This is a genomic window from Undibacterium sp. 14-3-2 (assembly GCF_016595265.1).
Classification (GTDB): domain Bacteria; phylum Pseudomonadota; class Gammaproteobacteria; order Burkholderiales; family Burkholderiaceae_D; genus Undibacterium; species Undibacterium aquatile.
The window spans coordinates 613646-636566 of the sequence record NZ_JAENGS010000001.1 but is presented as its reverse complement, the minus strand read 5'-3'; the positions used below and the strand labels follow the sequence as shown (position 1 = coordinate 636566).

The following is a 22921-nucleotide window of genomic DNA, read 5'->3' as shown; positions in this document are numbered from 1 at the left end:
TGAAGACCTCATGTTTTCTGGGTTTCCGTAGATAAAACGATTTTTCACCAAATCTATTTCATCAAAAGTCGAAATTTTTTTCACCAATCCTGATCGGAATTGATTTTTGTCAAGAGCGCAAAAAGAGACAATCAACATGCAGCACTGCGGTCGCTTATTTCAGTAAACTGAAAACCTGGCTGATCGCTTTACTGCCTGAACCAAGCGGATCTTTGCGTATCGCCTTTTCTTCTTCCGCAATCATGAGATACAGACCATCTAATGCTCGCTGCGTCACATAGCCTTCCACCGTTGACTCTTGTGCCGGGACCACGCCGAATTTCTGTGCTTGCCCCATCATATTGTTGTACTTAGAAGATAAACCTGCCTTATCCGTCACATTCTTCACCAGAGGCAAAAATTTGACCGCTAACGGTGCCGCTGTTTTCTCTTTGAAAAAAACGGTGACCGATGTCTCGCCGCCAGTCAGAATATTTTTTGCGTCGCTCAATGTCATTGATTTGACCGCGTTGATTAACAACGGCTTCGCCAATGGTACGGCTGATTCAGCAGCACGGTTCATTGACAACACAAGCTCATCGAGCTGCTGCGACTTTCCGGTCATTTTCAATATTGGCCGCGCTTTTTCCAGCACGGATGGCAGCGGTATTCTGACCTTATCATTATTCAGAAAACCGTTTTCCACGCCAAGTTTGGCGACCGCGGCGACACTGCCTTTGTCCAGCGCCGCTTTCAAGCCAGTGCTGGCATCTTTATTACTTAAATCACTGAAAGACATTGCGTAGACAGACATCGCTATCATCGTCAGCGAAGCAGCCAGTAGAATGCGTCTTTTAGATAAGGAATGATCAGAAAACATAACAAACTCCACAATAAATTTGATACAGCAGCAGATTAAATTTCTTGCATAGAAAACAGGCGTCTGTGTTCACGTATTGCATAACGATCAGTCATGCCGGCGATGTAATCGGCTATTTTTCGCGCTTGTAAATTACCGTTGTCGTGATTCTGCGATTCATGCGCCACCTGATAATCTGGCGGTAGCAAGTTAGGCTCAGCTATCATCGCGTCGAATAATTCTTTAATGATTCTGCGCGCCTTCGACGTCATACGGTTGACCTGATAATGCCGGTACAAATGGTGATGTAAAAATTGCTTAAGCAATTTGGCTTCTTCGAATCTGGCATCGGAGAAAGCGATCAGTTTGCTGCTGTTTCTGACATCATCGACAGATTGAGGGGCACAATCTCGGATACGCGATGCAGAGGTTTCAATCAGATCAGTGATCAGGGTGTTAATCATGCGTCGTATGGTTTCTGAAATTGCCCGGCGCCCCTGTACACCCAGATATGCCGCACTAACCTCAGCACGATGGCGGGCGAAGAAATCGACTTCCATCATCTGCGCCTCAGTCAGCAACCCGGAGCGTAGTCCGTCATCAATATCATGATTGTTATAGGCGATTTCATCTGCCAGATTTGTCAGTTGCGCTTCAAGACCAGGCTGAGTTTTATTGATAAACCGCTGCCCAACATCGCCGAGTGCAGTGGCATTGGACAAGGAGCAATGCTTGAGGATACCTTCGCGTGTTTCAAAGCATAAGTTCAATCCGTCAAAGCCAGCATATCGCTCCTCGAGTTGATCTACGATGCGCAGGCTTTGCAGGTTATGTTCGAAGCCACCGTAAGGCTGCATGCAGGCATTTAAGGCGTCCTGCCCCGCATGACCGAAAGGTGTATGACCGAGATCATGGGCGAGTGCAATCGCTTCCACCAAATCTTCGTTGAGCCTCAGGTTACGCGCGATAGAACGACCTATCTGCGCGACTTCCAGGCTGTGCGTCAGCCGGGTCCTGAACAAATCGCCTTCGTGATTCACGAACACCTGGGTCTTATATTCCAGCCGCCGGAACGCCGAACAATGAATGATACGATCCCGGTCGCGTTGAAACTCAGTGCGCGAACCGGATGACGGCTCAATAAAAAGCCGCCCTCGTGATGTTGCTGATTGGGCGGCGTATGGTGCTAAATGGTCGTCTGTGAAATTCATTTATGGTCAAGAATACAGTGACGTAAGGTTTGTAATAATAACTCTTCCGGCACATTGGTAATGACGGAATGCCCTAAAGGTTTTAGCAAAATAAATTTGATTTGCCCACCTTCATTTTTCTTATCCACTTCCATTAATTCTAACCAACGCTGTTCGCCAAGGTCCGGTGCAATGATCGGTAAACCCGCAGCTTCGACTAGCTGTTTAATTCTGGTTTTAGTCACAAAATCAATACAACCTAAGCGGCAGGAAAGATCCGCAGCCATGACCATGCCACAGCCAACCGCTTCACCATGCAGCCATTTTCCATATCCCAGACCAGATTCAATCGCATGTCCGAAGGTATGTCCGAAATTCAAAATTGCGCGCAAACCACCTTCCCGCTCGTCCTGTCTGACGACATCGGCTTTAATTTCGCACGAGCGGATAACCGCATAAGCCAGGGCTTGTTCATCTCTTGCCCGTAGCTTCAACATGTTAGCCTCCAGCCACTCAAAAAAAGCCAGATCAATGATCGCGCCATGTTTGATAATTTCAGCCAGACCTGCGGATAATTCATTATCCGGTAGCGTAGTCAGAGTTGAGGTGTCTGCAATAACGGCCTGAGGCTGATAAAACGCGCCGATCATATTCTTGCCGAGCGGATGATTAATGCCAGTCTTACCGCCGACCGACGAATCCACCTGAGACAATAAGGTCGTTGGAATCTGCACGAATGGAACACCGCGCATGTATGTAGCGGCAGCAAATCCTGTCATATCACCGATCACGCCACCGCCCAGCGCAACCAAAGTGGTTTTACGATCACACTTTTGCTCCAGTAAATGATCAAAAATCATCATCAGACTGCCCCAGTGTTTATACTCCTCACCATCAGGAAGAATCACAGCACTACATGTCTTGCCAATACTGCGCAGCGTTTTTTCAAGAGAAGACAAGTACAAAGGGGCGACCACCGTGTTGGTGACGATAACGACGCTTTTACCTTTGATGCGATCTGGCAATACGGAGGCATCATTTAATACCCCAGCACCGATAGTGATAGGGTAAGACCTATCGCCTAACTCGACATTCAGTGTGTGAAATCCAGCTTCTGTTTTATGCATGCTGAGATGTTTCTGCGGAAATCGCTCGCTGACATTGGACCGGGGCAACTTATCCAGAATGTTCTGTACCAGATACTGAACATTCGGACGTCCGGTTTCTATGACTAAATCAGCAATTTCCTGATATAAGGGGTGACGTTGAGACTCAAGTTCTTCGAGTTTTTTACGCGGATCTGCTGTACGAAGCAAAGGGCGATTTTTATCGTTGCGGGTACGCTGGAGAATACTATTTACACTCGCGTGCAAATAAATAACGGTACCGCGCTCTTGCAGGTAACGACGGCTATCATGATTCAGAATAGCACCACCACCTGTTGCCAGCACGATACCATCTTGCGCGGTTAAGTCACGTATCACCTCAGCCTCTCGCTGACGAAAACTGACTTCACCTTCAATTTCAAAAATCACCGGAATCGAAACGCCTGTACGCGCCTCGATTTCGTGATCTGAATCAATGAAACGTTTATTAAGCTTCTTTGCCAGGGCCCGGCCAACTGTTGTTTTGCCGGAGCCCATCAAACCTACTAAGAAAATATTATTCGACACTATCTTGCTTAAAATCCCATTATTTACAAGTAGCGTCTAAAGTATCTCTGACCGACATAATACTAACAGCAGACGCACCCAAACTATCAACCACTGTGAGAGATACTGGATATACACCCAACGCAGTTGTCGTTGTTACACATCGACGATTAGTACCGCCTGGTGCTGCAACCGTATATGTATTTCCTGAAATAGATACTAAGCCAAACTGAGGATCACTAGTGAAAGCAGTATATGGTGCAGAACCACCATAAATCTTCAATTGGAAAGATTCAACCGATTGTTCGCTGACTTCGATAGCATTCGGCGCCAGACGGAGAGTTGACGCATTAGCATTGACTACAATAGTAATATTGCTGGTTGTTCCTAAGGAATCAATGATGGTAACAATTGTGCTACCTACATTTCCTAAAGCCGCAGTAAATGAAGATCCATTACTGGACGCTGTAACCAAGGCAATACTATCATTAGTATTGGTAACTTTATAAGGTAATACGCCCCCAACGACATTAAACTTTAAGGTATCACCGACACTACCAGAAGCACCAGCAGGCAAAACAGACAATGTACCTGCGGCTGGAGTCGTTACAGTTACCGCAATGGTGACCGAACTACGGGATGCGTCGGTCACGACAATATTAGCAGCCCCGGCCGCAATGGCGTTGATATCAAAATCAGTACCATTTTGTTTTAAGCTTACGTCAGCCGCACCTGAGTTATTACTGGAAACCGAGTAAGGTGCCGAACCACCAGAAATCGAGTAAGAGACTGTTTTACCTGATGGAACTGTTACTGCAGAAGGTGCTGTGGTGAACAGAGACCGAGTCCCGCCAATCACCGTAACAGCTATACTCACAGATTGTCCTGCATTGTCTTTTACAACGACCGTTGTTGTACCCGTACTGACACCGCCAATAACAAAAATATTGTCTGACATCCCAACATTGGCAATAGACGTATCGCTGCTATTTACCGCGTACACCCCAGTTCCACCAGTAATAAAGTACTTCGATGTAACCGCACCAACACCAACACTGACGGACGCAGGAGCAGTAGTGCTCAGTGCTGCTCCAGTACCGACAGTGACATCAATGGCTACCTTCGTTCCGACTTTGTCAGTAACTGTGACAGTACCAGTGCCGGTTGCAGTAGTCTCGATGGTCAGTGTAGTGCCGCTCACCTTCGCAGAAACAGCTCCGGAACTTGATACAGAATATGATGGAACACCGCCGCCCACTGTAAAGGTTTTAGTTTCTCCATAAAGCATCTGAATCTTGTCGGCCGCAGTTGTAAACAAGGCAGCTCCGTTCATGCTAGTGCCGGCAGAACCGCCTCCGCCACCGCACGCGGATAAGATTGCCAGCAAAAATAGTCCAGAAACTATTTGAAAAAACGTCTTCATGTAACACCTGTAGTTAAGCTAAAAATTATCAAATCTGCGCGTTAGTCTAAGTTCAGCATTACTTCACACTAAACTTATCAGTTACGATTTTAGGCGTAATGAAGATTAACAATTCAGTTTTGTCATTTGTGCGGCCGGTATTCTTAAACAAGTTACCAAACAGCGGGATATCACCAAAAAATGGTATTTTCGTAATATTATCACGTTCGGTCTGTTGGAAAATTCCACCTAACACAACGGTACCTCCATTTTCAACCAAGACCATCGTTTTTACTTCTTTAGTATCAATTGCATAACCCATACGTGTTTCCTGACCAACACTGTCTTTATGCACTTCAACATCCAGTATGACGTTGCCATCCGGAGTAATCTGAGGCGTCACTTCCAACCTCAAAGTTGCTTTACGGAAGAAAATTGATGTAGCACCGCTAGATGTCGCCACCAAGTACGGTAATTCAGTACCTTGCTCGATTAACGCCTTCAATTGATCCGCAGTAACAACCCGTGGGCTGGAGATAATCTTACCTTTACCATCGGCTTCCAGTGCAGATAACTCTAAATTCAAGAAGCGATTTGCGGCAGCTGAGAACAAACTGATAGCCAAACTACCTGGTGTTGATCCATTAATACCCGCAGCAGGCAGACTGACAAACTGTGAGTTAGGCACGAAACTCTGATCGGTAATCTTAGCCTGACCAGTTTGCTCACCAACACCCAAATAATTACCGGTTAAAGCGACGCGTTGATTTCCACTGACAGAATATCCTGCATCACCACCGCGTAAGCCACGCAGATCCGTGAACCCTAATTTTGCACCTAGATTTTTACTGAATTTATCATCTGCTTCAACAATCCTTGCCTCAATCAACACTTGCTTTGAAGCGATATCTGTTTTTTGAACCAACTTCCTGACTTCTTCAAGTTTCGAAGGAATGTCAGTAATAAATATCTGATTAGTACGAGGCTCTATAACGGCACTACCTCGCTTCGATAAAATTCTGTTTGTTGACGAACCATCCATACCAAATACCTGCTTAAATGCTTCGGCTTTTTGATAATTTAACTGAAAAGATTCAGTCTTCACTGGTTCCAACTCAGCAATCTGTGCTTTTTGTTCCAGTTCCAGTTTCTCTTTCGTCAACAATTCATCTTTAGGTGCAATCCAGATCACATTACCGTTCTTACGCATATCAAGACCCTTGATTTGCATAATATTGTCCAACGCCTGATCCCATGGAACGTCTTTCAGACGTAAAGTAATAGTTCCGGTTACAGTATCGCTGGCGATAACGTTCAAACCACTTACTTCGGCGATAATTTGTAAAATTGCCCGAACTTCGATGTTCTGGAAATTAAATGACAGACGTTCACCCCGATAACCTTGTGTCCCCTGCGTCAGCTTGTTCGGATCTTCTTTGATAGGCTTCACCTCAAGCACAAACTGCGTATCACTTTGATAGCTACTTTGTTCCCATAATCCTTTTGGCTCAATCACCATCTGCACGTTATCACCGACTGGAGTAGTGGTAATAATCTGCACAGGAGAACCAAAGTCAGCGACATCTAAACGCTTACGTAAGACCTCGGGCAAACCAACTTTCTGGAACGTCACCAAAATCTTTTGTCCTTGTTGACGCACGTCCACAGCAATCTGATTCAAAGGCAGATCAACAACTATCCGACCATCGCCAGCAACTCCGCGACGGAAATCAATGTCACGTATCTGTGGCTTTGTCGATATCGGGCTCTCAGTATTAACAGGCAACCCTTGTGAGTTAACTGCGGTTGCAACACCGCCAGAACCATCAATAGTAACAATCAGAAATTTACCTTCGATCACGGTTGCGTAATTCAACGGCTTATTCAGGTTGAATATCATCCGGGAACGGCCTGAGGCCTCGACAAGCGTAACTGTACGTAAATCGCCGATATTGACATCGACCGTTGCCTTGCCCGTTGCATTCGAAACATCAGCAAAATCAAGTGCGATGCGAGCCGGATTCGCGATAGAAAACCCAGCCGGTAATTTTGTGATTGGATTTTTCAAACCAACTTTCACAACAATATTAGAACCTTGTTGGTTGGCAACAACTGACTCGATACTGTTCGATTGGGCAAAAGCTAACTGGCAAGTGCCCAGCATAGTAAAGATACAGGCTTTAAAAAACATGGCGCCCCTTTTACTTATATTTATCAACGCGTTCATTTCTTACTCTCCTGCAACTCAAGCTTAACGTTACGTTCAACCCACTCCCCTGATGCATCTTGAATGGTTTCTTTAATTTCAATCTCAGAATCAGTAATTCGTGTCATCAGGCCAAAATTTTGTCCAATGTAACCACCAGCTTTCGCCTGAAAAACGGTTTTATCTGCTTGCACCAAAGCTTGCTTAACTCCGGATTTTTCAATCACACCAACCATTTTTAACGCATCAAGAGGGAATGCCTCTAAAGCTTCTTTCCTCCTGTCCATATCAGGTTTAAAACCATTACCGGAATCTCTCATTCGTGCCAGAACAACAAGAAGCTTAGCGGGATTAAAAGGATCAATATCTGCTGCACCAGAATAAGCAACAGGAACATACACTTTAGGTGGACTCAGCTTAGGAATCGATAATTTGGTCTCTTTCTTCACTGAGTTCATCCACTCTGTCAGTTCAGAAACACCATTGTCGCCACAACCGGCAAGTAAAATTGCTGGCAACAGCAATATTAATATTTTGAAATATCTAAACATCATTTCTTTGCTGCCTTTTTCAGGTTAGCCTGAGCTAAAACTTCGTCCTTATCCAGATAACGGAATGTTTTAGCGACGACATCCAAAGTCAACCCGCCATCTTTGCTGCTTGTCAGAGCCAGGTTATTCAAAGTTACGATCCTCGGTAATTTTGCGATGTCAGCAACAAATTCGCCTAAATCATGGTAGCTGCCAGCAAGTTTGATATCAATCGGCAATTCGGCATAGTAATCTTTGACAATAACGACACCAGGTTTAAACGAATCAAATTGCAACCCTCGTCCTGTTCCCGCCTGATTAATATCTGACAGCAACGCATACATTTCAGCCTTGCTCGGCAATTGCTTTTCCATCGTGGCGACATATTGCAACACCAAGCCGCGTTGATCTTTCAAAGCATCCAGATTAATCGCTTGCTGCATTTTGTCGCGGTAGTCCTGCTTCAACTTGACTTCTTCTTGCAGCTTTTGGTTTATTTCCTCTGTTTGTCCATCCCAGTAAAAAAACCAACCTAGTACCAGAACCACTACCGTCAAGCCAAAAGCCATAGCGACTCTCGGGGCAATAGGCCACAAACCAGGATGTAATCCATTCAGGTCACGGAATTGCTCGCTGATTCCTTCAAAAAATTCTTTTGCATTTGTTGCCATTCCTGATCTTCCCTTTTTACATTATCGAGCAGGACTCGGAGCACTCGTATTTTTTACCGGGTTCGCCACAACGCCGGATGCCGATTCTTCTTTTTCACGCGGGCGTTTAATGCCAACATTCACAGTAAAGTCTGAAACTTTTTTAGCGTCCCTTCCTTGTCCGATTCCTGTTGTGTGGATATCAATCAGCTCCGGCTTAAACATCCATTCAGAGTTATTGCTTAGATTACGAATAAACTCAGCGACCCGCTCTTGCGATTGAGCATACCCATTCAAGGTCACACGCTGTCCATCCTGTTTCAACGCACGCAAATAAACGCCTTCAGGAGTATGCGTGACCAGCTCACTCAATAAAAACACTGGCTGATTCCGGTCACTCTGCAAATCTTCTACGGCCTGCTGGCGCGCTTTCAAAGAGTCAATTTCTTGCTTCAAAGTAGCGATTTCTTTAATTTTCTCGTCGAGCTTTGCATTTTCGCTCTTGATGAAATTCACCCTGTCTGTTTGTATAGCAAGCTCTCGCGCATTAAATACACCAACCACCACAACGATTAACGCACCAATGATCACCGCCAACAGCAAGAGGGAATAAAAGTCTTTAACCCGCTGTTTACGCTTTTCCTCTCGATGAGGGAGAAGATTAATTTTTATCATTAGTCAAATCTCCGCAGCGCGAGACCGCAAGCAACGGTGTAAGCAGGTGCTTCACTGCGCAAAGCTTTTTCATTTACTCCTGTACCCAATTCCATCCCCTTAAACGGACTGATAACCGCGGTCGAAATCTTCGTACGCTCAGCGACAATATCAACAAGTCCTGCGACAACAGCACAACCACCTGTCAGAAAAATCTGATCAACTCTTGTATAAGGAGTGGACGTAAAGAAAAACTGAATTGCGCGGGTTACTTCTAACGCAGCATTCTCTAAAAATGGCTCAAGCAACTCCATTTCATAACTATCAGGTAGATCACCGTTTTTCTTTTTAATTTCAGCTTCTTCCTGCGAGAGTCCGTAATTCCTGACGATATCCTGAGTCAGTTGCCCACCGCCAAATTGCTGCTCACGTTCATAAACCACTTCACCATTGAACATGATGTAGATATAAGTTCGTTTGGTACCAATCTGGAAAATGGCAAAAACCTGATCACGTCCCTCGTTGGCCTGTTTTTCAATCAGACGCTGCATTGCAGCGCGAGCCGCATAGGACTCAATATCCATTACTTTTGCCTGCAATCCCGCTGCCTGAACAACAGCAACCCGGTCTTCAATTTTTTCTTTACGTGAGGCGGCCAGCATCACTTCGACATCTTCGTGATTTGCAGCCGGGCCGATCACACAAAAATCAAGACTGACTTCATCCATAGAAAACGGAATATATTGGCTTGCTTCAGATTCAACCTGCACTTCCAAGGCCTGATCACTCAACGTTGCAGGTAAAAATATTTTCTTTGTAATGACCGCTGCAGCAGGCATGGCAACCGCAGCATTCTTTGAACCGGAACCACTTTTCTTCAGCAATTTTCGAATCGTGTCAGAAACCTGCTCGATGTTTTCAATATTGCCATCCAGAATCGCGCCCTTAGGCAAAGGCTCGGAAGCATAGCGTTCCAGCCGGTATTCTTTATCGCTACCCTCAGAAAGTTCGACCAGTTTGATATCAAACGAACTGATATCCAACCCGATAAGAGGCGGATTTTTTCTGCCGAGCAGTGAAGCAAGATCTAAAGCCAAGAATACCCCCTCATGAACACATCCGTTTTTTTAAACACGACAGTGTTCGTTTTTTAAACACTTCAGTGTTCGTTTTTTACAAATTGAAACAAACCCATCAATGAAAACCGAAAAATCTCTTTAAAAACCGCTATTTAGGAGACACTTATAAAAGCCTACGTGAAATGCTAGCAACATCGCCAGTATTGGTAAAGAACTTTCCTAAGGGCATATTCAGAATCCGTTGCCAAATCCCCACGCTCGGTCAAATTTCATGTCCGGGCTCAAACCAGGAATCAGGTTTCAACAGCTGTCGAGGTGACAACCGTTATAATGTCTGCCGCGATTGTTACTGAGTAAACACATGACGGATAACGAAAAAGAACTTTCTCAAAAGAACACCCAGAAGGCAGGTGCAAAACGCAGCCTCGCCAGTCGTATCGTCATTGTTACCTTAGGCACACTATTGGGTTTAGGTGTCGCCCTGGCACTGGTCATTGGTTTTGCCTTAACCATGGCCTATCCGAATTTGCCCGAACTTGATTCAATCACCAGCTACAAACCGAAAATGCCTCTGCGCATTTTTTCTGCTGACAATGTATTAATTGGCGAGTTTGGTGAAGAGCGAAGGAATGTCGTTCGTTTCGATCAGATCCCTGACATCATGAAAAAAGCGGTTCTCGCGATCGAAGATGATCGCTTTTATGAACACGGCGGTGTTGATTATCTGGGTATCACACGTGCAGCCCTGCACAATCTGACTGGCGGTGCCAAACAAGGTGCTTCAACGATCACGCAACAAGTCGCGCGTAATTTCTTTTTATCGAGCGAGCAAACCTTTAAACGAAAAATTTACGAGATCCTGCTCGCCTGGAAGATAGAACAAAATCTGAGCAAAGATCAGATTCTCGAAATTTACATGAACCAGATTTATCTGGGGCAACGCGCATACGGCTTCTCGTCGGCAGCGCAGATTTATTTTGGCAAAAACCTGAAAGACCTCACGGTTGCCGAAGCAGCGATGCTGGCCGGCTTGCCGAAGGCACCTTCCGCTTACAACCCAGTCGTTAATCCGAAACGGGCGACAGCACGTCAGCAATATATCCTGCAACGGATGCGACAACTTGGCTACATCACCAATGATCAGTATGAACAAGCCAAGGCCGAAGAACTGGTCACAAAAACAGACAGTAGCGAATTCGGTGTGCATGCAGAATATGTCGCCGAAATGGCGCGTCAACTGGTGTATGAGCAGTTTAAAGAAGATACCTATACGCGCGGATTGAACGTCTATACAACGATCACTAAACCAGATCAGGATGCAGCTTATTTATCGTTGCGCCGCGGGGTGATGGAGTACGAAAAACGCCATGGCTATCGCGGCCCGGAAGCAATTATCAGTATTCCTGAAGGAAAAGAAGCAGCGGAAGATGCGATTGAAAAAGCACTCGCAGAGCACTCGAATAGCGATGACTTGCAGGTGGCAATGGTGCTCGACGCCACGCCAAAATCAGTGCGCGCCATCCTAGCCTCCGGTGAAGAAATTCGGATGGATGAAGCTGGTATCAGCTTTGCCGCATCTGGGTTGTCAACGAAAGCACCGGCAAACAAACGTATACAGCGCGGTGCTGTCATTCGTGTGATGCAGGAAGGGAAAAACTGGGTGATCACCCAGATGCCTGAAGTGCAGTCGGCGTTCGTGGCCGCTAGCACCACCGATGGCGCGATTAAAGCTCTGGTCGGTGGCTTTGATTTTGATCTGAATAAATTCAACCATGTGACACAGGCATGGCGTCAGCCGGGCTCCAGTTTCAAACCGTTTATTTACTCCGCTTCGCTGGAAAAAGGTTTATCTCCGGCCACCATCATCAATGATGAACCCATCAGTTTTGACGCAGGCCAGACTGGCGGTCAGGCATGGGAGCCAAAAAACTATGACGGTAAATACGAAGGTCCGATGACCATGCGTAAGGGCCTGACGAAATCGAAAAATATGATTTCGATTCGCATCCTTAACCGGATAGGGGCGAAATATGGGCAGGAATACACCAGCCGCTTTGGTTTTCTCCCGGAAAAAAATCCACCTTACCTGACACTCGCCCTCGGCGCTGGCGCAGTGACGCCGTTGCAGATGGCAGGCGCATACGCGGTGTTTGCGAATGGCGGCTACAAAATTAACCCGTATCTGATCAGCAAAATTACCGACAGCAACGGCAACGTGCTGGTCACCGCAAAACCGGATAAAGCGGGCGACGAAAGTAACCGCGTTATCGATGAACGCAATGCATTCCTGATCGACAGCATGTTGAAAGACGTGGTGCGCTATGGCACCGCCGCCAAAGCTATGGTGCTGAAGCGTCCGGATCTGGCAGGTAAAACGGGAACAACGAATGACTCTTTCGACGCCTGGTTCGCTGGTTACCAGGCCAAGATCGTGGGGATTGCATGGATAGGTTTTGATCAGCCGAAAAATCTCGGCAATCGTGAAACAGGCGGTGGTCTGGCTTTACCTATCTGGATAGGCTTTATGCAAAAAGCGTTGAAAGATATTCCTATCGAAGAGCGTCCGGTTCCGAATGGCATCATCTCTGTGAATGGCGATTTCTATTATGCAGAGAATCCGCCCGGAACCGGGATCAGCGATCTGAGCACACCGCCGGTGATTGAAGAACCGAAAGAGTAACTTCAGTAAATTCGGTAAATTCAGCGACCTTGTTCTTGCGCCAACGAGGACAAGGTCGTAAATAATTCCGAGCCATCGCGCGTGTTGCGCCATTGCTGACCATCGTATTTATAGTGGTAACCACCGGCGCGCGCAGCCAGCCACATCTCTTGCATCGGCGCCTGACTGTTGACGATCATTTTTGAGCCGTTGTTCACAAACTCTATCGTCAATACATTCCCGGTACGGCTGCATTCAACATCCAGCTCATCATTGTCGAACGCTTTTTCAAACATCTCTTCCACCTGGTTCAGGCAAGATTCCGCCAGAGTCAGGAAATCAGATTCAGTCATGCTACACTCCTCGCATTGATTCACACTTAAAACGCCATTTTATACGGTGTCAGACAATTCAAGATGCGTACCCTGATTTCTTCCCTGTTACTCCTCAGCCTGCTCTCCGCCTGCGGACAAAAGCTCCATTGTATTTACCGAATAAACCGAGTGCCCAGACGCTCTCTACGGCAAAATAATACTCCCGGGGAGTATATTTTAAGCCCCTTTATATTCGTAGAGATTTAGGCATTTTTGGCATATACTCCCTATTTTTCAGCGTTATCGGGGCGAAACTGTATCGGGCTGGCAAGTTGCGGACGACACCCCTGCACGCCATTGTAAATGCCGCGTATCTTCGCCAGATCGCCATCGATGTCGCCACTTAACTCAAGATAGTCAACCAGACTGACTTCTTTGCGACGAAAATCAAAATAGGCACAGCCCAAAGGAACCCTGGCAGCGCAAGTGATGTGATAAAACCCGCTGCGCCAGTAAGGTTTACGACTACGGGTGCCTTCAGGTGCGATCACCATCCAGTACCAGTCAGACTGATTTACTTTTTCCGCCAACCGGGAAATCGCACCAGTCGAGACACCGCGCTCCACAGGTTCGCCGCCCAAAGCGCGGATAATTCGGCCTATCGTCGCGCCAGTGAAGCCTTCGAACAGAGAAGACTTCGCAATAAAATAAAATGGCATACCTATCGCCAGTTTTGCCAGAACACCAATCGGAAAATCCCAGTTTGACGTATGCGGATAAACGATGATGATGCCCCGGGGACCGGGCAAGGGACGGAAATGCACCTTCCATCCGATGCAACTTAACAGTCGCAACGCCACGCGCTGCGTCAGCGTTTGCATCTGGTCCTTTTTAAGTAGATAGCTTGTCATAATTCAACGGTACGATGTGCTGAAAATTGTGCCGAGCATTATGCCGTGGAAAAAATAGAGATGCAAAAATTACGTAAAACCATGCTGCTCATCGCCTGCGCACTGATGACACAGAACGCAGCACATGCAGCCCATCCGCTGGTGACAGAAGACGCCAATCTGCAAACCACTGGCAAACAGCAAATTGAATTTAATAGTGATCACTGGTCAACATCGAGAGCACACAGTCAGATCGGCAATCTGACTTACACCTACGGCGCCAGCGATCAGCTCGATTTATTCTTTTCCAGCCCGATACGCTGGTCGTCACCCGGCGCGCTCGGCGACTTATCCGTCGGCAGCAAATACCTGTTTTCGTCGCAAGAAAATGCCAACTGGGCCTGGAAAACCGAAGTCTTTTTCCCGACCGGCGCGAAGACATTCGGCAGTGACCGCTACGATCTGGCTCTGACGTTAGTCCGTACGGAAAACGCCGGGCCGTGGGTGATACACAGCAATCTCAGCCTGAACTTACGTCAGCACAGACAGGCGCTGGCAGATGCACAGCAACGCGATCAACTATGGCGCACATCGGTCGCGGTATTGCGTGCGATCACGCCGCAGACACAGTTGCTCGCTGATACGGGCATAGCGCAAGCCGATCAAAAAAATGATGGTTACTGGCAACCTTATCTGGTCGCTGGCGTCATTTATTCGCCCGCGAGCAATCTCGATCTGGATATCGGTTTCAAATATCAGAAGAAAACGTTTTCTACAGAACGGCAAATCGGCATCGGTATGGCCTGGCGTTTTTAAGCGATTTGTCTGGCGTTTTCAGCGTCCCTGCGCCAGCTCGCTGCGACTGGCAGACCAGCGCCACCACACGCGCATCAACAACAGCACGCCGACCAGTACAGCAAACATCAGCGGCTGCGACAAATCATGCTTACCGGCTTTCATCCAGTAATAATGCAAGAGACCGGCAGGCACAATCAGATAAATCAGGCGATGCAAAAGTTGCCAGCGCTTGCCGCCGAGGCGCTTGATCATGCCGTTCGTGCTGGTCAGCGCCAGCGGTAACAATCCGGCAAAGCCGAGAAACCCAACCGTGATGAATGGACGTTTCAAAACGTCAGCCCACATTTCCGCCAGATCAAAAAAGTGATCGAACCAAAGGAAGGTCAGAAAATGCAGACTGGCGTAAAAAAACGCATACAAGCCCAGCATACGCCGCAAGCGCAGTAACCAACTCCAGCCAGAAATTTTGCGCACGGGCGTCACTGCGAGGGTGATGCATAAAAAATACAACGTCCAGTCGCCAGTGTTGCGGGTAATAAATTCCAGAGGATTGGCACCCAGTTGATCCAGAGTGGCGAAGCCTACAAGCCTCGCCAAGGGCAACAAACAAAGAATAAAGACGACGGTTTTGATCACCGCCATCTGTCGCTGAGACATCGCCATATCAAAAGAATTTTTTCAGATCCATGCCCGCATACAACGAAGCAACTTCAGGATAGCCATTAAACATCAGGGTCTTACGCTTGCGCGTGAATAAGCCATCTTCACCGATGCGCCGTTCGGTTGCCTGCGACCAACGCGGATGATCAACCAGCGGGTTCACATTCGAATAAAAACCGTACTCGTTTGGTGCCGATTGATTCCACGCTGTACGCGGCTGCTCTTTGGTCAAACGGATTTTAACGATAGACTTTGCCGACTTAAAACCGTATTTCCAAGGGACAGACATGCGTACCGGTGCGCCATTCTGATTTGGTAAAATTTCACCGTACATGCCGAATGTCAGCAGCGCCAGCGGATGCATCGCTTCATCCATCCGCAGACCTTCGACATACGGCCAGTCAAGAACAGGGCTGCGCAAACCCGGCATCTGTTTCTTATCGTCGAGCGTAATGAATTCTACGTATTTGGCGTTGCCCGTCGGCTCAACTTTTTTCAGCAGATGCGATAAAGAATAGCCTATCCACGGAATCACCATAGACCAGCCTTCGACGCAACGCAGACGATAAATGCGTTCTTCCAGCGGTGCAAGCCTGAGCAAACTATCGAGGTCCAGCGTCACAGGCTTTTTGACTTCGCCTTCGATCACCACGGTCCACGGGCGCGTTTTCAAACTGCCAGCCATCACGGCCGGATCGGCTTTATCGGTGCCGAATTCATAGAAATTATTGTAGGTCGTGGCGTCTTTGTAAGCGGTCTTTTTCTCTAACAGCGCGTATGCCGGATTAAGACTCGCCGCCAATTTCTGTGCCGCCGGTGTTTGCGCAAACGCTTCCCGACTCGCCATTTCGAGCAAGCTACCGCTGGCAATCGTTCCGACTGCCAGTTGGCGTATGAAATCGCGGCGTGATTCAAACACCTCTTTTGGCGTAATTTCGGATGAAAGTGGCAAATGGTTGCCACTGGAATGGGATTTGATCAGCATGACAGACTCCAAAGTTGAAACGCCAGACAAAACAGAATGAATGAAACACTCACCCTGTTTTGCCGCTTAGTTTCTCACGAGTCGCAAAAGTCTGCTGAGAGAGGAAAATTTAACTGATTACAGCGTGCCGTAGGAATGCAGGCCGGACAAGAACATATTCACGCCAAGGAATGCAAACGTCGTCACCAGCAAGCCCATCAAGGCCCACCAGGCCGCAACCTGACCTCGCAAGCCCTTCATCAAACGCATGTGCAGCCACGCAGCATAATTCAGCCAGACGATCAGCGCCCAGGTTTCTTTCGGATCCCACGACCAGTAACCGCCCCAGGCTTCGGCCGCCCACAACGCACCGAGTATCGTCGCGATCGTGAAGAAGGCAAAACCAACGGCAATTGCTTTGTACATCACGTCATCCAACACCTCCAGCGCAGGCAGACGATCCACCAGATAGCCTTTCGATTTCAACAGATACGCCATTGCCACCATCGCCGCCAGCGCAAACGTGCCGTAACCGATAAAGTTTGCAGGTACGTGAATTTTCATCCACCAGCTTTGTAATGCAGGCACCAGCGGTTGAATTTCTGCGGCATCGCGAGTGACTGTGTACCACAGCAAAAATCCAACCGCAGCAGAAATCACGAGCAACACAAATGCCCCTAATTGCCGGGTTTTGTATTCCTGTTCGTAATACAGATAAAACAATGCCGTAATCAGCGAAAACAGAATAAAGACTTCATACAGATTTGAGACCGGAATGTGACCGATGTCGGCACCAACCAGATACGACTCATACCAGCGCACCAGCATACCGGTAAAGCCCATCACGACCGCCGCCCAGCACAGCACAGAGCCGACCGAGGCACCGAAATCAGAACGGGCAATCAAACCGCCCCAGTAAAATAAAGTCGATAAAAAGAACAGCGTGCTCATCCACAGAATCGCGGACTGGCTGGACAGCAGATATTTCAGGAAAAATTTCTGGTTCGCCATTTCCAGTGAACCGGCGTACAAATGGATGGCAAAGAAACTCAGTAAGGCCAGCAGTACGATCAGCGGACGCACCGGCTTCCAATGCCAGCCCAACCATGCAAATGTCGGGGCAGCTAACAACAAAATGCCTTTTTCATAGACATCCATGTAAGCACCGAAGCGGTTCAATGCAAACAGCGACGCCATGCACAGAGCAACGGCATACAGCCAGTCGAGCACACCCAGGCGCTTAAAAAAGCCTTGATAGGGCATGTAATTTTGTGTCATTTCCATCATTTCTCCCCGAACCAGAATAGGAAAATATCCTGGTCGTCAGTGTAGTCTATTCGTTGCATCTTTGTTCTGATTACATTCTTACGCCTGACCGTTACTGATCACCTGCCCCAACTGCGCCTTCAGTTCGCCGAACTCTTTTTCAAAATCCAGGGTTTTGCGTTGTGAACTCAGGGCCATCAGTGTATTCGTCCCGTGTCCGTCGTCTTTGAGCCAGATCCAACAACGTCGCTCACGGATGTAAAACATCGCAAACACGCCTATGACTAAAAATAAGCAGCCGAGATAAACGATATTTTTCCCCGGTGAACGCGTGACTTGCAATACCGATGCTTTGACCTCGTCGAATCCTCTGAGTTGCAGATACACCGGTGCACCATAGAAATAAGCATCTGACATCGCACCGATAGATAATTGCAGAAAACGTCCATGCTTCTCCGTCAGTTCCAGCGCAGGCAACCCGTCTTTCTCACGCGCCAGCATCCACAGATCCCACAGGCTGCCATTCAGAATTTTCATGAATACATCCGCCGCCTTGCCCTGATCTGCGGCGGGAATCTGTTCTAAGAATTTCGAAATAGCCACGAAACCCGCTTGTTTTCCATCGCCAGCAAAAATGCCCAGACTTTTCTTTGCAGACTCTGCCAGTTGCGTCTGCATCTGCGACGCATTGTTCATTTTGGCGGGCAAAGCTCTGGCTGCATAACGCTGTGCGGCAGCCTCACGCAGAGCCGGATTGGCGACAGCTGCGCGCAGACGCATCCATTCATTCACGCTGTCATTATCATCGGCAGGAATACGTAAATACCGGAAAGCATCTGCCGGACTATCTCTGGTACCGGCAAGAAACATATAATCGCCATCGACCAGCAATGGCTGCATGTAATTATGGAACTCCCGCGCTTGCCCGGTTTTGTCGCGCAATTTGTACTGTACGCTGGGGCCGACGTTTTTCAAATCCTTGTTGTTCGCATTCTTCGCAGCAGAACCAAGATGTTTGTCGAGATCGGCACTGAATTTTTCGTTAAAAGATTTACCGGTATTGACCGCGCGTACGTCAGCGCCATTCCGTGTCATATTTTCGACGTTGAACGGGCGGAACCCTGACCATTCTATGGTGTAAGCATTGCCGCCCTGCCCGCTCAGCGGCGTATTTCCGCCGACTTCGCCTGCGACTTCAAAACTGGTCGCCGATGCCCCAGACATAGGAAATGCGGCTAACTTCAAACGACTGCCGCCATCTTCAAAACTCGATTGATAAACCGCCACGCCTTTGTATATCAAAGGCTGATTCACCTTAATCGTGGAGTTGAATTTTTTCCCAGTTTCATGATCGGTCACCTCGACATCGCTGGCAAACAACTTAGGCATGCCACTGCTGTAAAAATCGATCGTGAATTTATTCAGTTTAATCGTGAACGGCAAATCCTGAATAAGGACACCGGTTTGCTGCGGAATAATTGCAGTATTGCTGCTGGCACCTTCAGGAATCATGGTATTGCCACGGAAAGTGGGATTCGCCAGCGACAAGCGATGTTGCTGCGGGATGTTGGCAATAATGCCGTTACCATCAAACGGCACTTTGCCCATAAACCATTGCTGAAAGCGGATCGGCAATTCGGAGTCGAGCATGCCGCCGATACAGATAATCACGATCGCGGCATGCGCAAAAATATAGCCCCATTTATTCCCCGCCCCTTGTTTGGCAGCGATCAGGGTTGCACCTTCTTTTTCTACGACTTTGAATTTATAACCAATACGCGCAAGGTGTTGCGTCATATCAGCCAGCAGTTGCGAACGCTGATGCGTTGACGTCCATTCTGCTTTATGACGAAAATTGCGCAATGATTGCTCGCGCACGTTGTCGCGCCAGCTACGCATGTCTTTCAGCATTTTGGGTGCATTGCGAATCAGGCACAGACTGGTCGACAAGACCAGAAACGCCATGATCAGCAGAAACCACCAGGCAGAATACACAGAATACAAACTGAATTTACCGAAGACCTCAAACCAGAATGGCCCGAACTGATTGACGTAATTCGGCATAGGCTCATTTTGCTTGAGCACGGTGCCGATCACCGATGCAATCGAAATCAGCGTCAGCAAACTAATCGCAAAACGCATAGACGATATTAACTCTATCGCGTCGGCCAGCCACAACTTGCGGGTCGCAATCTGTATACCGCCGGTGTCGGCCACCGGATCATCCGCGATGCCGGTTTCTGTTTTGTTTTCCATACTGCTCCGAGAAAAACCTGAAAAAAAAGGGGATGGCTTTGCGCCACCCCCTCCTGTTGTCTTTAGCTTGTAATAATCAGTTATTTCAAACCGGCTACGTAATCAGCAACTGCCTTCATTTCATCGTCCGACATTTTTTTGGCGATGGTCACCATTTGTGCGCTGTTTTTACGTGCACCAGTGCGGAAATTGGTCAACTGAGCAATCGTATAATCCTGATGCTGACCAGCGATACGTGGGAACTGTGCTGGAATCCCTGCACCGTTAGGGCTGTGGCAACCCGCACAGGCAGGTACATTTTTCTCAGCAATACCGCCACGATAGATTTGCTTGCCCAGTTCAACGATGTCTTTATTTTTTGCGGCACCTGGCTGAGATTTTTGCTTCGCCAGATAAGCAGCGACGTTTTTCATATCGTCTGCCGTCATAGCTTTTGCAAAAGTCGTCATGACAGGATTGTTACGATCAGCGCCAGTGAAATCCTGCAACTGCTTCACGATATACGCGTCGTGCTGTGCAGACAACTTAGGATTGACGGTGATCGTGGAATTGCCGCCGGCACCATGGCAGGATGCGCAGGCAACGATGCCGCGCGCCGGGTCGCCGTTAGTGAACAGCGCCTCGCCTTTGGCCGGATCAGCTTTAACAGCCTTGGCTGGTTCGTTGGCATACGCGGAAGCAATCGAGGACAACGCCAGAATAGCGATGCTGATGGACTTCAAAAATGGTAAGAAAGCACGGTTCATTCAAACACCCTGAGACTAAATAATAGAAATCTGCCCTGATGGCGACACGTAGCTACTGGCTTGATCTGAATTCAGTTGAATCAAACCCTGGAAACAACCAGAAGGGGTCAGTACGATGCTGCTACCGCCCGTTACCGAACCCCTTATTGTACAATAGCTTTCAGGCGTTTTTACTGCTGACTGTTGCATTTTTCAATTTTTCCTTTCCTCTATGTCTATCCTCTGGCAAGCCCGCTTCTTTACTACGGTAAATCACTTACGTGATCTGCCGCGTACCCATGTACCGGAAATCGCATTCGCCGGTCGCTCCAATGCAGGCAAATCAACTGCCATTAATACCCTATGCAACCAGAAAAAGCTTTGTTTTGCATCAAAGACTCCTGGTCGCACTCAACATATCAACTATTTTTCTATCGGCGGCGCCCACGTCGCGATGCATCGCAAAGATGAAACCCGGGTTGATGAGATCCGTGCGCTGCTGGTCGATTTACCCGGCTATGGCTACGCTGAAGTGCCCGGCGCGGCGAAAAATCACTGGAACCAGTTACTCGGCTCCTACATACAACGCCGAACGCAGCTCGCGGCATTGGTGCTGATTATGGATGCACGCCGCCCGTTTACTGATCTGGACATCCAGATGCTTGAATGGTTTGCGCCAAGTGGACGGCCTATCCATTGCATACTCACCAAAGCAGATAAATTAAACAAAAATGAATCTGCCAATGCTTTGCGCCAGGCCAAAGACATACTCACCAGCTACGCGGATGATGAAGGTCCTTTGTTTCCATACAGCGTGCAATTATTTTCAGCCTTGAAACGCACCGGCATAGAAGAAGCCGATGCAACGATACAGCGCTTACTTGGTCTGGATCGCCCGCCGGAACAGATGGAGACAGAAGTTCCAACAGAAAGCGAATAAAAAAAACCCCGGCTTTGGCCGGGGCGAAATAACACCGATACGAATAGGGACGAACGGTGCCCGCTCAGGGAGGAGAAGCGGTAGGCTTGGAGATCATGATTCCTAACCTGTGCGTTAAGATGTGGCTGAACCCAAAAAGTTTCATTTACCTGACAAATATTTTTTAATTCATCATGGCCCAAAACAAACCCAATCTTTTCCCCGCTGTACGTATGCGTCGCATGCGTAAGGATGTTTTTTCACGCGCGATGATGCGCGAAAATACCATTACCTCTGCCGATCTGATTTATCCGGTATTCATACTGGATGGCGTTAATCAATGCGAAAAAGTGGCGTCGATGCCAGGCGTGGAACGCGTTTCCATTGATCTGCTGCTGGGCGTTGCAGAAGACTGCGTCGCACTCGGCATTCCAGTGATGGCGTTATTCCCGGTCATTAATCCCAGTTTAAAAACCCCGGACGGTATCGAAGCGACCAACCCTGACGGCCTGATGCCACGCGCTATCCGCGAGTTGAAAAGCCGCTTCCCTGAACTCGGCATTCTTACCGATGTCGCACTGGACCCCTACACCAGTCACGGTCAGGATGGTTTGATCGATGCGAATGGCTATGTGCTGAATGATGAAACCACAGAAATGCTGGTGCGTCAGGCGCTGACCCACGCCCGCGCCGGCGCTGATATTGTTGCCCCCAGCGATATGATGGATGGTCGCATCGGTGCGATTCGTCATGCACTCGAAGCGAACGATTTTATTCACACGCGCATCATGGCGTATTCCGCTAAATATGCATCTGCTTTCTACGGTCCTTTCCGTGATGCGGTGGGTTCAGCGACCAATCTCGGCAAGAGCGATAAAGCAACCTACCAGATGGATCCGGCCAACAGCAATGAAGCCTTGCGCGAAGTGGCGCTTGATCTGGCCGAAGGCGCCGATATGGTGATGGTCAAACCCGGCATGCCATATCTTGATATTGTGCGTCGCGTCAAGGATGAATTCAGGGTGCCAACCTTCGCTTATCAGGTCAGCGGCGAATACGCGATGATAAAAGCGGCGGCGCAAAACGGCTGGCTCGATCACAACAAAACCATGATGGAATCCATGATGGCATTCAAACGGGCTGGTGCCGATGGGGTACTGACCTATTTTGCCCGCGATATCGCACGCTTGCTGCGACACGCTTAAACCACCGCACTGGCTGCGCCGGTGTTCTACCTGCGCAGATAACTGCCGCCAGCGATGCTGCGCG

At 48.1% G+C, this 22921-nt stretch carries 20 protein-coding genes; 4 read left to right on the top strand and 16 right to left on the bottom strand.

Annotation, left to right across the window (positions count from 1 at the left end):
• Positions 1-154: 154 nt before the first annotated feature.
• The 9 genes from Undi14_RS02880 to Undi14_RS02840 are packed head-to-tail and all read right to left on the bottom strand — an operon-like array spanning position 155 to position 10219.
• Positions 155-859 carry a DUF4197 domain-containing protein gene (locus Undi14_RS02880; RefSeq protein WP_200177830.1) on the bottom strand — a complete coding sequence of 235 codons (705 nt, stop codon included), beginning with the start codon at positions 857-859 and terminating at the stop codon, positions 155-157.
• Positions 860-894: 35 nt separating this feature from the next.
• On the bottom strand, positions 895-2049 hold the full coding sequence (locus Undi14_RS02875) for a deoxyguanosinetriphosphate triphosphohydrolase (RefSeq protein ID WP_200177829.1): 1155 nt from the start codon (positions 2047-2049) through the stop codon (positions 895-897).
• Positions 2046-3701 carry a bifunctional shikimate kinase/3-dehydroquinate synthase AroKB gene (gene aroKB / locus Undi14_RS02870; protein WP_200177828.1) on the bottom strand — a complete coding sequence of 552 codons (1656 nt, stop codon included), beginning with the start codon at positions 3699-3701 and terminating at the stop codon, positions 2046-2048. The genes Undi14_RS02875 and aroKB overlap by 4 nt, the downstream gene beginning before the upstream one ends.
• 19 nt (positions 3702-3720) lie before the next feature.
• Positions 3721-5103, bottom strand: a complete 1383-nt coding sequence (locus tag Undi14_RS02865) for a hypothetical protein (RefSeq protein WP_200177827.1) — start codon at positions 5101-5103, stop codon at positions 3721-3723.
• 58 nt (positions 5104-5161) lie between these two features.
• Positions 5162-7309, bottom strand: coding sequence for a type IV pilus secretin PilQ (gene pilQ / locus Undi14_RS02860; RefSeq protein ID WP_370589870.1), 2148 nt, complete (start codon positions 7307-7309; stop codon positions 5162-5164).
• On the bottom strand, positions 7306-7842 hold the full coding sequence (locus Undi14_RS02855; protein WP_234030373.1) for a pilus assembly protein PilP: 537 nt from the start codon (positions 7840-7842) through the stop codon (positions 7306-7308). The genes pilQ and Undi14_RS02855 overlap by 4 nt, the downstream gene beginning before the upstream one ends.
• Positions 7839-8489 carry a type 4a pilus biogenesis protein PilO gene (locus Undi14_RS02850; RefSeq protein ID WP_200177826.1) on the bottom strand — a complete coding sequence of 217 codons (651 nt, stop codon included), beginning with the start codon at positions 8487-8489 and terminating at the stop codon, positions 7839-7841. Before Undi14_RS02850 ends, Undi14_RS02855 begins: the two co-directional genes overlap by 4 nt.
• A 21-nt stretch (positions 8490-8510) precedes the next feature.
• Complete coding sequence (locus Undi14_RS02845; protein WP_186896300.1) at positions 8511-9143, bottom strand: PilN domain-containing protein; 633 nt, start codon at positions 9141-9143, stop codon at positions 8511-8513.
• Complete coding sequence (locus Undi14_RS02840; protein WP_200177825.1) at positions 9143-10219, bottom strand: pilus assembly protein PilM; 1077 nt, start codon at positions 10217-10219, stop codon at positions 9143-9145. Before Undi14_RS02840 ends, Undi14_RS02845 begins: the two co-directional genes overlap by 1 nt.
• Before the next feature lie 343 nt (positions 10220-10562).
• On the opposite strand from Undi14_RS02840, the gene Undi14_RS02835 reads away from it, so the two are divergent.
• On the top strand, positions 10563-12881 hold the full coding sequence (locus tag Undi14_RS02835) for a penicillin-binding protein 1A (RefSeq protein ID WP_200177824.1): 2319 nt from the start codon (positions 10563-10565) through the stop codon (positions 12879-12881).
• Positions 12882-12901: 20 nt separating this feature from the next.
• On the opposite strand, the gene cyaY is transcribed toward Undi14_RS02835, so the two are convergent.
• Both cyaY and Undi14_RS02825 read right to left on the bottom strand, forming a co-directional pair.
• Positions 12902-13213: an iron donor protein CyaY gene (gene cyaY / locus Undi14_RS02830; RefSeq protein ID WP_200177823.1), complete on the bottom strand. Its 312-nt coding sequence runs from the start codon at positions 13211-13213 to the stop codon at positions 12902-12904.
• Between the two features lie 248 nt (positions 13214-13461).
• A complete protein-coding gene (locus tag Undi14_RS02825) occupies positions 13462-14055 on the bottom strand; it encodes a 1-acyl-sn-glycerol-3-phosphate acyltransferase (protein WP_234030372.1) in 594 nt (197 codons plus the stop codon).
• Positions 14056-14145: 90 nt separating this feature from the next.
• Here Undi14_RS02825 and Undi14_RS02820 point away from each other — a divergent pair, with 90 nt between their 5' ends.
• Entirely contained in the window at positions 14146-14880 is a 735-nt protein-coding gene (locus tag Undi14_RS02820) for a transporter (RefSeq protein WP_200177821.1), read from the top strand.
• A gap of 18 nt (positions 14881-14898) precedes the next feature.
• On the opposite strand, the gene Undi14_RS02815 is transcribed toward Undi14_RS02820, so the two are convergent.
• From Undi14_RS02815 to Undi14_RS02795, 5 genes are all read right to left on the bottom strand, one after another.
• On the bottom strand, positions 14899-15519 hold the full coding sequence (locus Undi14_RS02815) for a sulfite oxidase heme-binding subunit YedZ (RefSeq protein ID WP_370589869.1): 621 nt from the start codon (positions 15517-15519) through the stop codon (positions 14899-14901).
• 7 nt (positions 15520-15526) lie between these two features.
• On the bottom strand, positions 15527-16507 hold the full coding sequence (gene msrP, locus Undi14_RS02810) for a protein-methionine-sulfoxide reductase catalytic subunit MsrP (RefSeq protein WP_200177819.1): 981 nt from the start codon (positions 16505-16507) through the stop codon (positions 15527-15529).
• 117 nt (positions 16508-16624) lie between these two features.
• On the bottom strand, positions 16625-17773 hold the full coding sequence (ccsB, locus tag Undi14_RS02805; RefSeq protein WP_370589868.1) for a c-type cytochrome biogenesis protein CcsB: 1149 nt from the start codon (positions 17771-17773) through the stop codon (positions 16625-16627).
• Between the two features lie 78 nt (positions 17774-17851).
• Positions 17852-20008 carry a cytochrome c biogenesis protein ResB gene (locus Undi14_RS02800; protein WP_200177817.1) on the bottom strand — a complete coding sequence of 719 codons (2157 nt, stop codon included), beginning with the start codon at positions 20006-20008 and terminating at the stop codon, positions 17852-17854.
• Positions 20009-20088: 80 nt separating this feature from the next.
• On the bottom strand, positions 20089-20754 hold the full coding sequence (locus Undi14_RS02795) for a cytochrome c (RefSeq protein ID WP_186884654.1): 666 nt from the start codon (positions 20752-20754) through the stop codon (positions 20089-20091).
• Between the two features lie 211 nt (positions 20755-20965).
• Here Undi14_RS02795 and yihA point away from each other — a divergent pair, with 211 nt between their 5' ends.
• Together yihA and hemB are read left to right on the top strand one after the other, a co-directional pair.
• A complete protein-coding gene (gene yihA, locus Undi14_RS02790; protein ID WP_200177816.1) occupies positions 20966-21673 on the top strand; it encodes a ribosome biogenesis GTP-binding protein YihA/YsxC in 708 nt (235 codons plus the stop codon).
• 173 nt (positions 21674-21846) lie between these two features.
• A complete protein-coding gene (gene hemB / locus Undi14_RS02785) occupies positions 21847-22857 on the top strand; it encodes a porphobilinogen synthase (protein ID WP_200177815.1) in 1011 nt (336 codons plus the stop codon).
• Positions 22858-22921 lie beyond the last annotated feature (64 nt).

Bases quoted from the DNA above. Each gene is read 5' to 3' on its own strand.
- Undi14_RS02880 (WP_200177830.1), bottom strand. From the start codon at position 859: ATGTTTTCTGATCATTCCTTATCTAAAAGACGCATTCTACTGGCTGCT.
- Undi14_RS02875 (WP_200177829.1), bottom strand. From the start codon at position 2,049: ATGAATTTCACAGACGACCATTTAGCACCATACGCCGCCCAATCAGCA.
- Undi14_RS02865 (WP_200177827.1), bottom strand. From the start codon at position 5,103: ATGAAGACGTTTTTTCAAATAGTTTCTGGACTATTTTTGCTGGCAATC.
- pilQ (WP_370589870.1), bottom strand. From the start codon at position 7,309: ATGAACGCGTTGATAAATATAAGTAAAAGGGGCGCCATGTTTTTTAAA.
- Undi14_RS02855 (WP_234030373.1), bottom strand. From the start codon at position 7,842: ATGATGTTTAGATATTTCAAAATATTAATATTGCTGTTGCCAGCAATT.
- Undi14_RS02850 (WP_200177826.1), bottom strand. From the start codon at position 8,489: ATGGCAACAAATGCAAAAGAATTTTTTGAAGGAATCAGCGAGCAATTC.
- Undi14_RS02845 (WP_186896300.1), bottom strand. From the start codon at position 9,143: ATGATAAAAATTAATCTTCTCCCTCATCGAGAGGAAAAGCGTAAACAG.
- Undi14_RS02835 (WP_200177824.1), top strand. From the start codon at position 10,563: ATGACGGATAACGAAAAAGAACTTTCTCAAAAGAACACCCAGAAGGCA.
- cyaY (WP_200177823.1), bottom strand. From the start codon at position 13,213: ATGACTGAATCTGATTTCCTGACTCTGGCGGAATCTTGCCTGAACCAG.
- Undi14_RS02825 (WP_234030372.1), bottom strand. From the start codon at position 14,055: ATGCAAACGCTGACGCAGCGCGTGGCGTTGCGACTGTTAAGTTGCATC.
- Undi14_RS02820 (WP_200177821.1), top strand. From the start codon at position 14,146: ATGCAAAAATTACGTAAAACCATGCTGCTCATCGCCTGCGCACTGATG.
- Undi14_RS02815 (WP_370589869.1), bottom strand. From the start codon at position 15,519: ATGTCTCAGCGACAGATGGCGGTGATCAAAACCGTCGTCTTTATTCTT.
- msrP (WP_200177819.1), bottom strand. From the start codon at position 16,507: ATGCTGATCAAATCCCATTCCAGTGGCAACCATTTGCCACTTTCATCC.
- ccsB (WP_370589868.1), bottom strand. From the start codon at position 17,773: ATGATGGAAATGACACAAAATTACATGCCCTATCAAGGCTTTTTTAAG.
- Undi14_RS02800 (WP_200177817.1), bottom strand. From the start codon at position 20,008: ATGGAAAACAAAACAGAAACCGGCATCGCGGATGATCCGGTGGCCGAC.
- Undi14_RS02795 (WP_186884654.1), bottom strand. From the start codon at position 20,754: ATGAACCGTGCTTTCTTACCATTTTTGAAGTCCATCAGCATCGCTATT.
- yihA (WP_200177816.1), top strand. From the start codon at position 20,966: ATGTCTATCCTCTGGCAAGCCCGCTTCTTTACTACGGTAAATCACTTA.
- hemB (WP_200177815.1), top strand. From the start codon at position 21,847: ATGGCCCAAAACAAACCCAATCTTTTCCCCGCTGTACGTATGCGTCGC.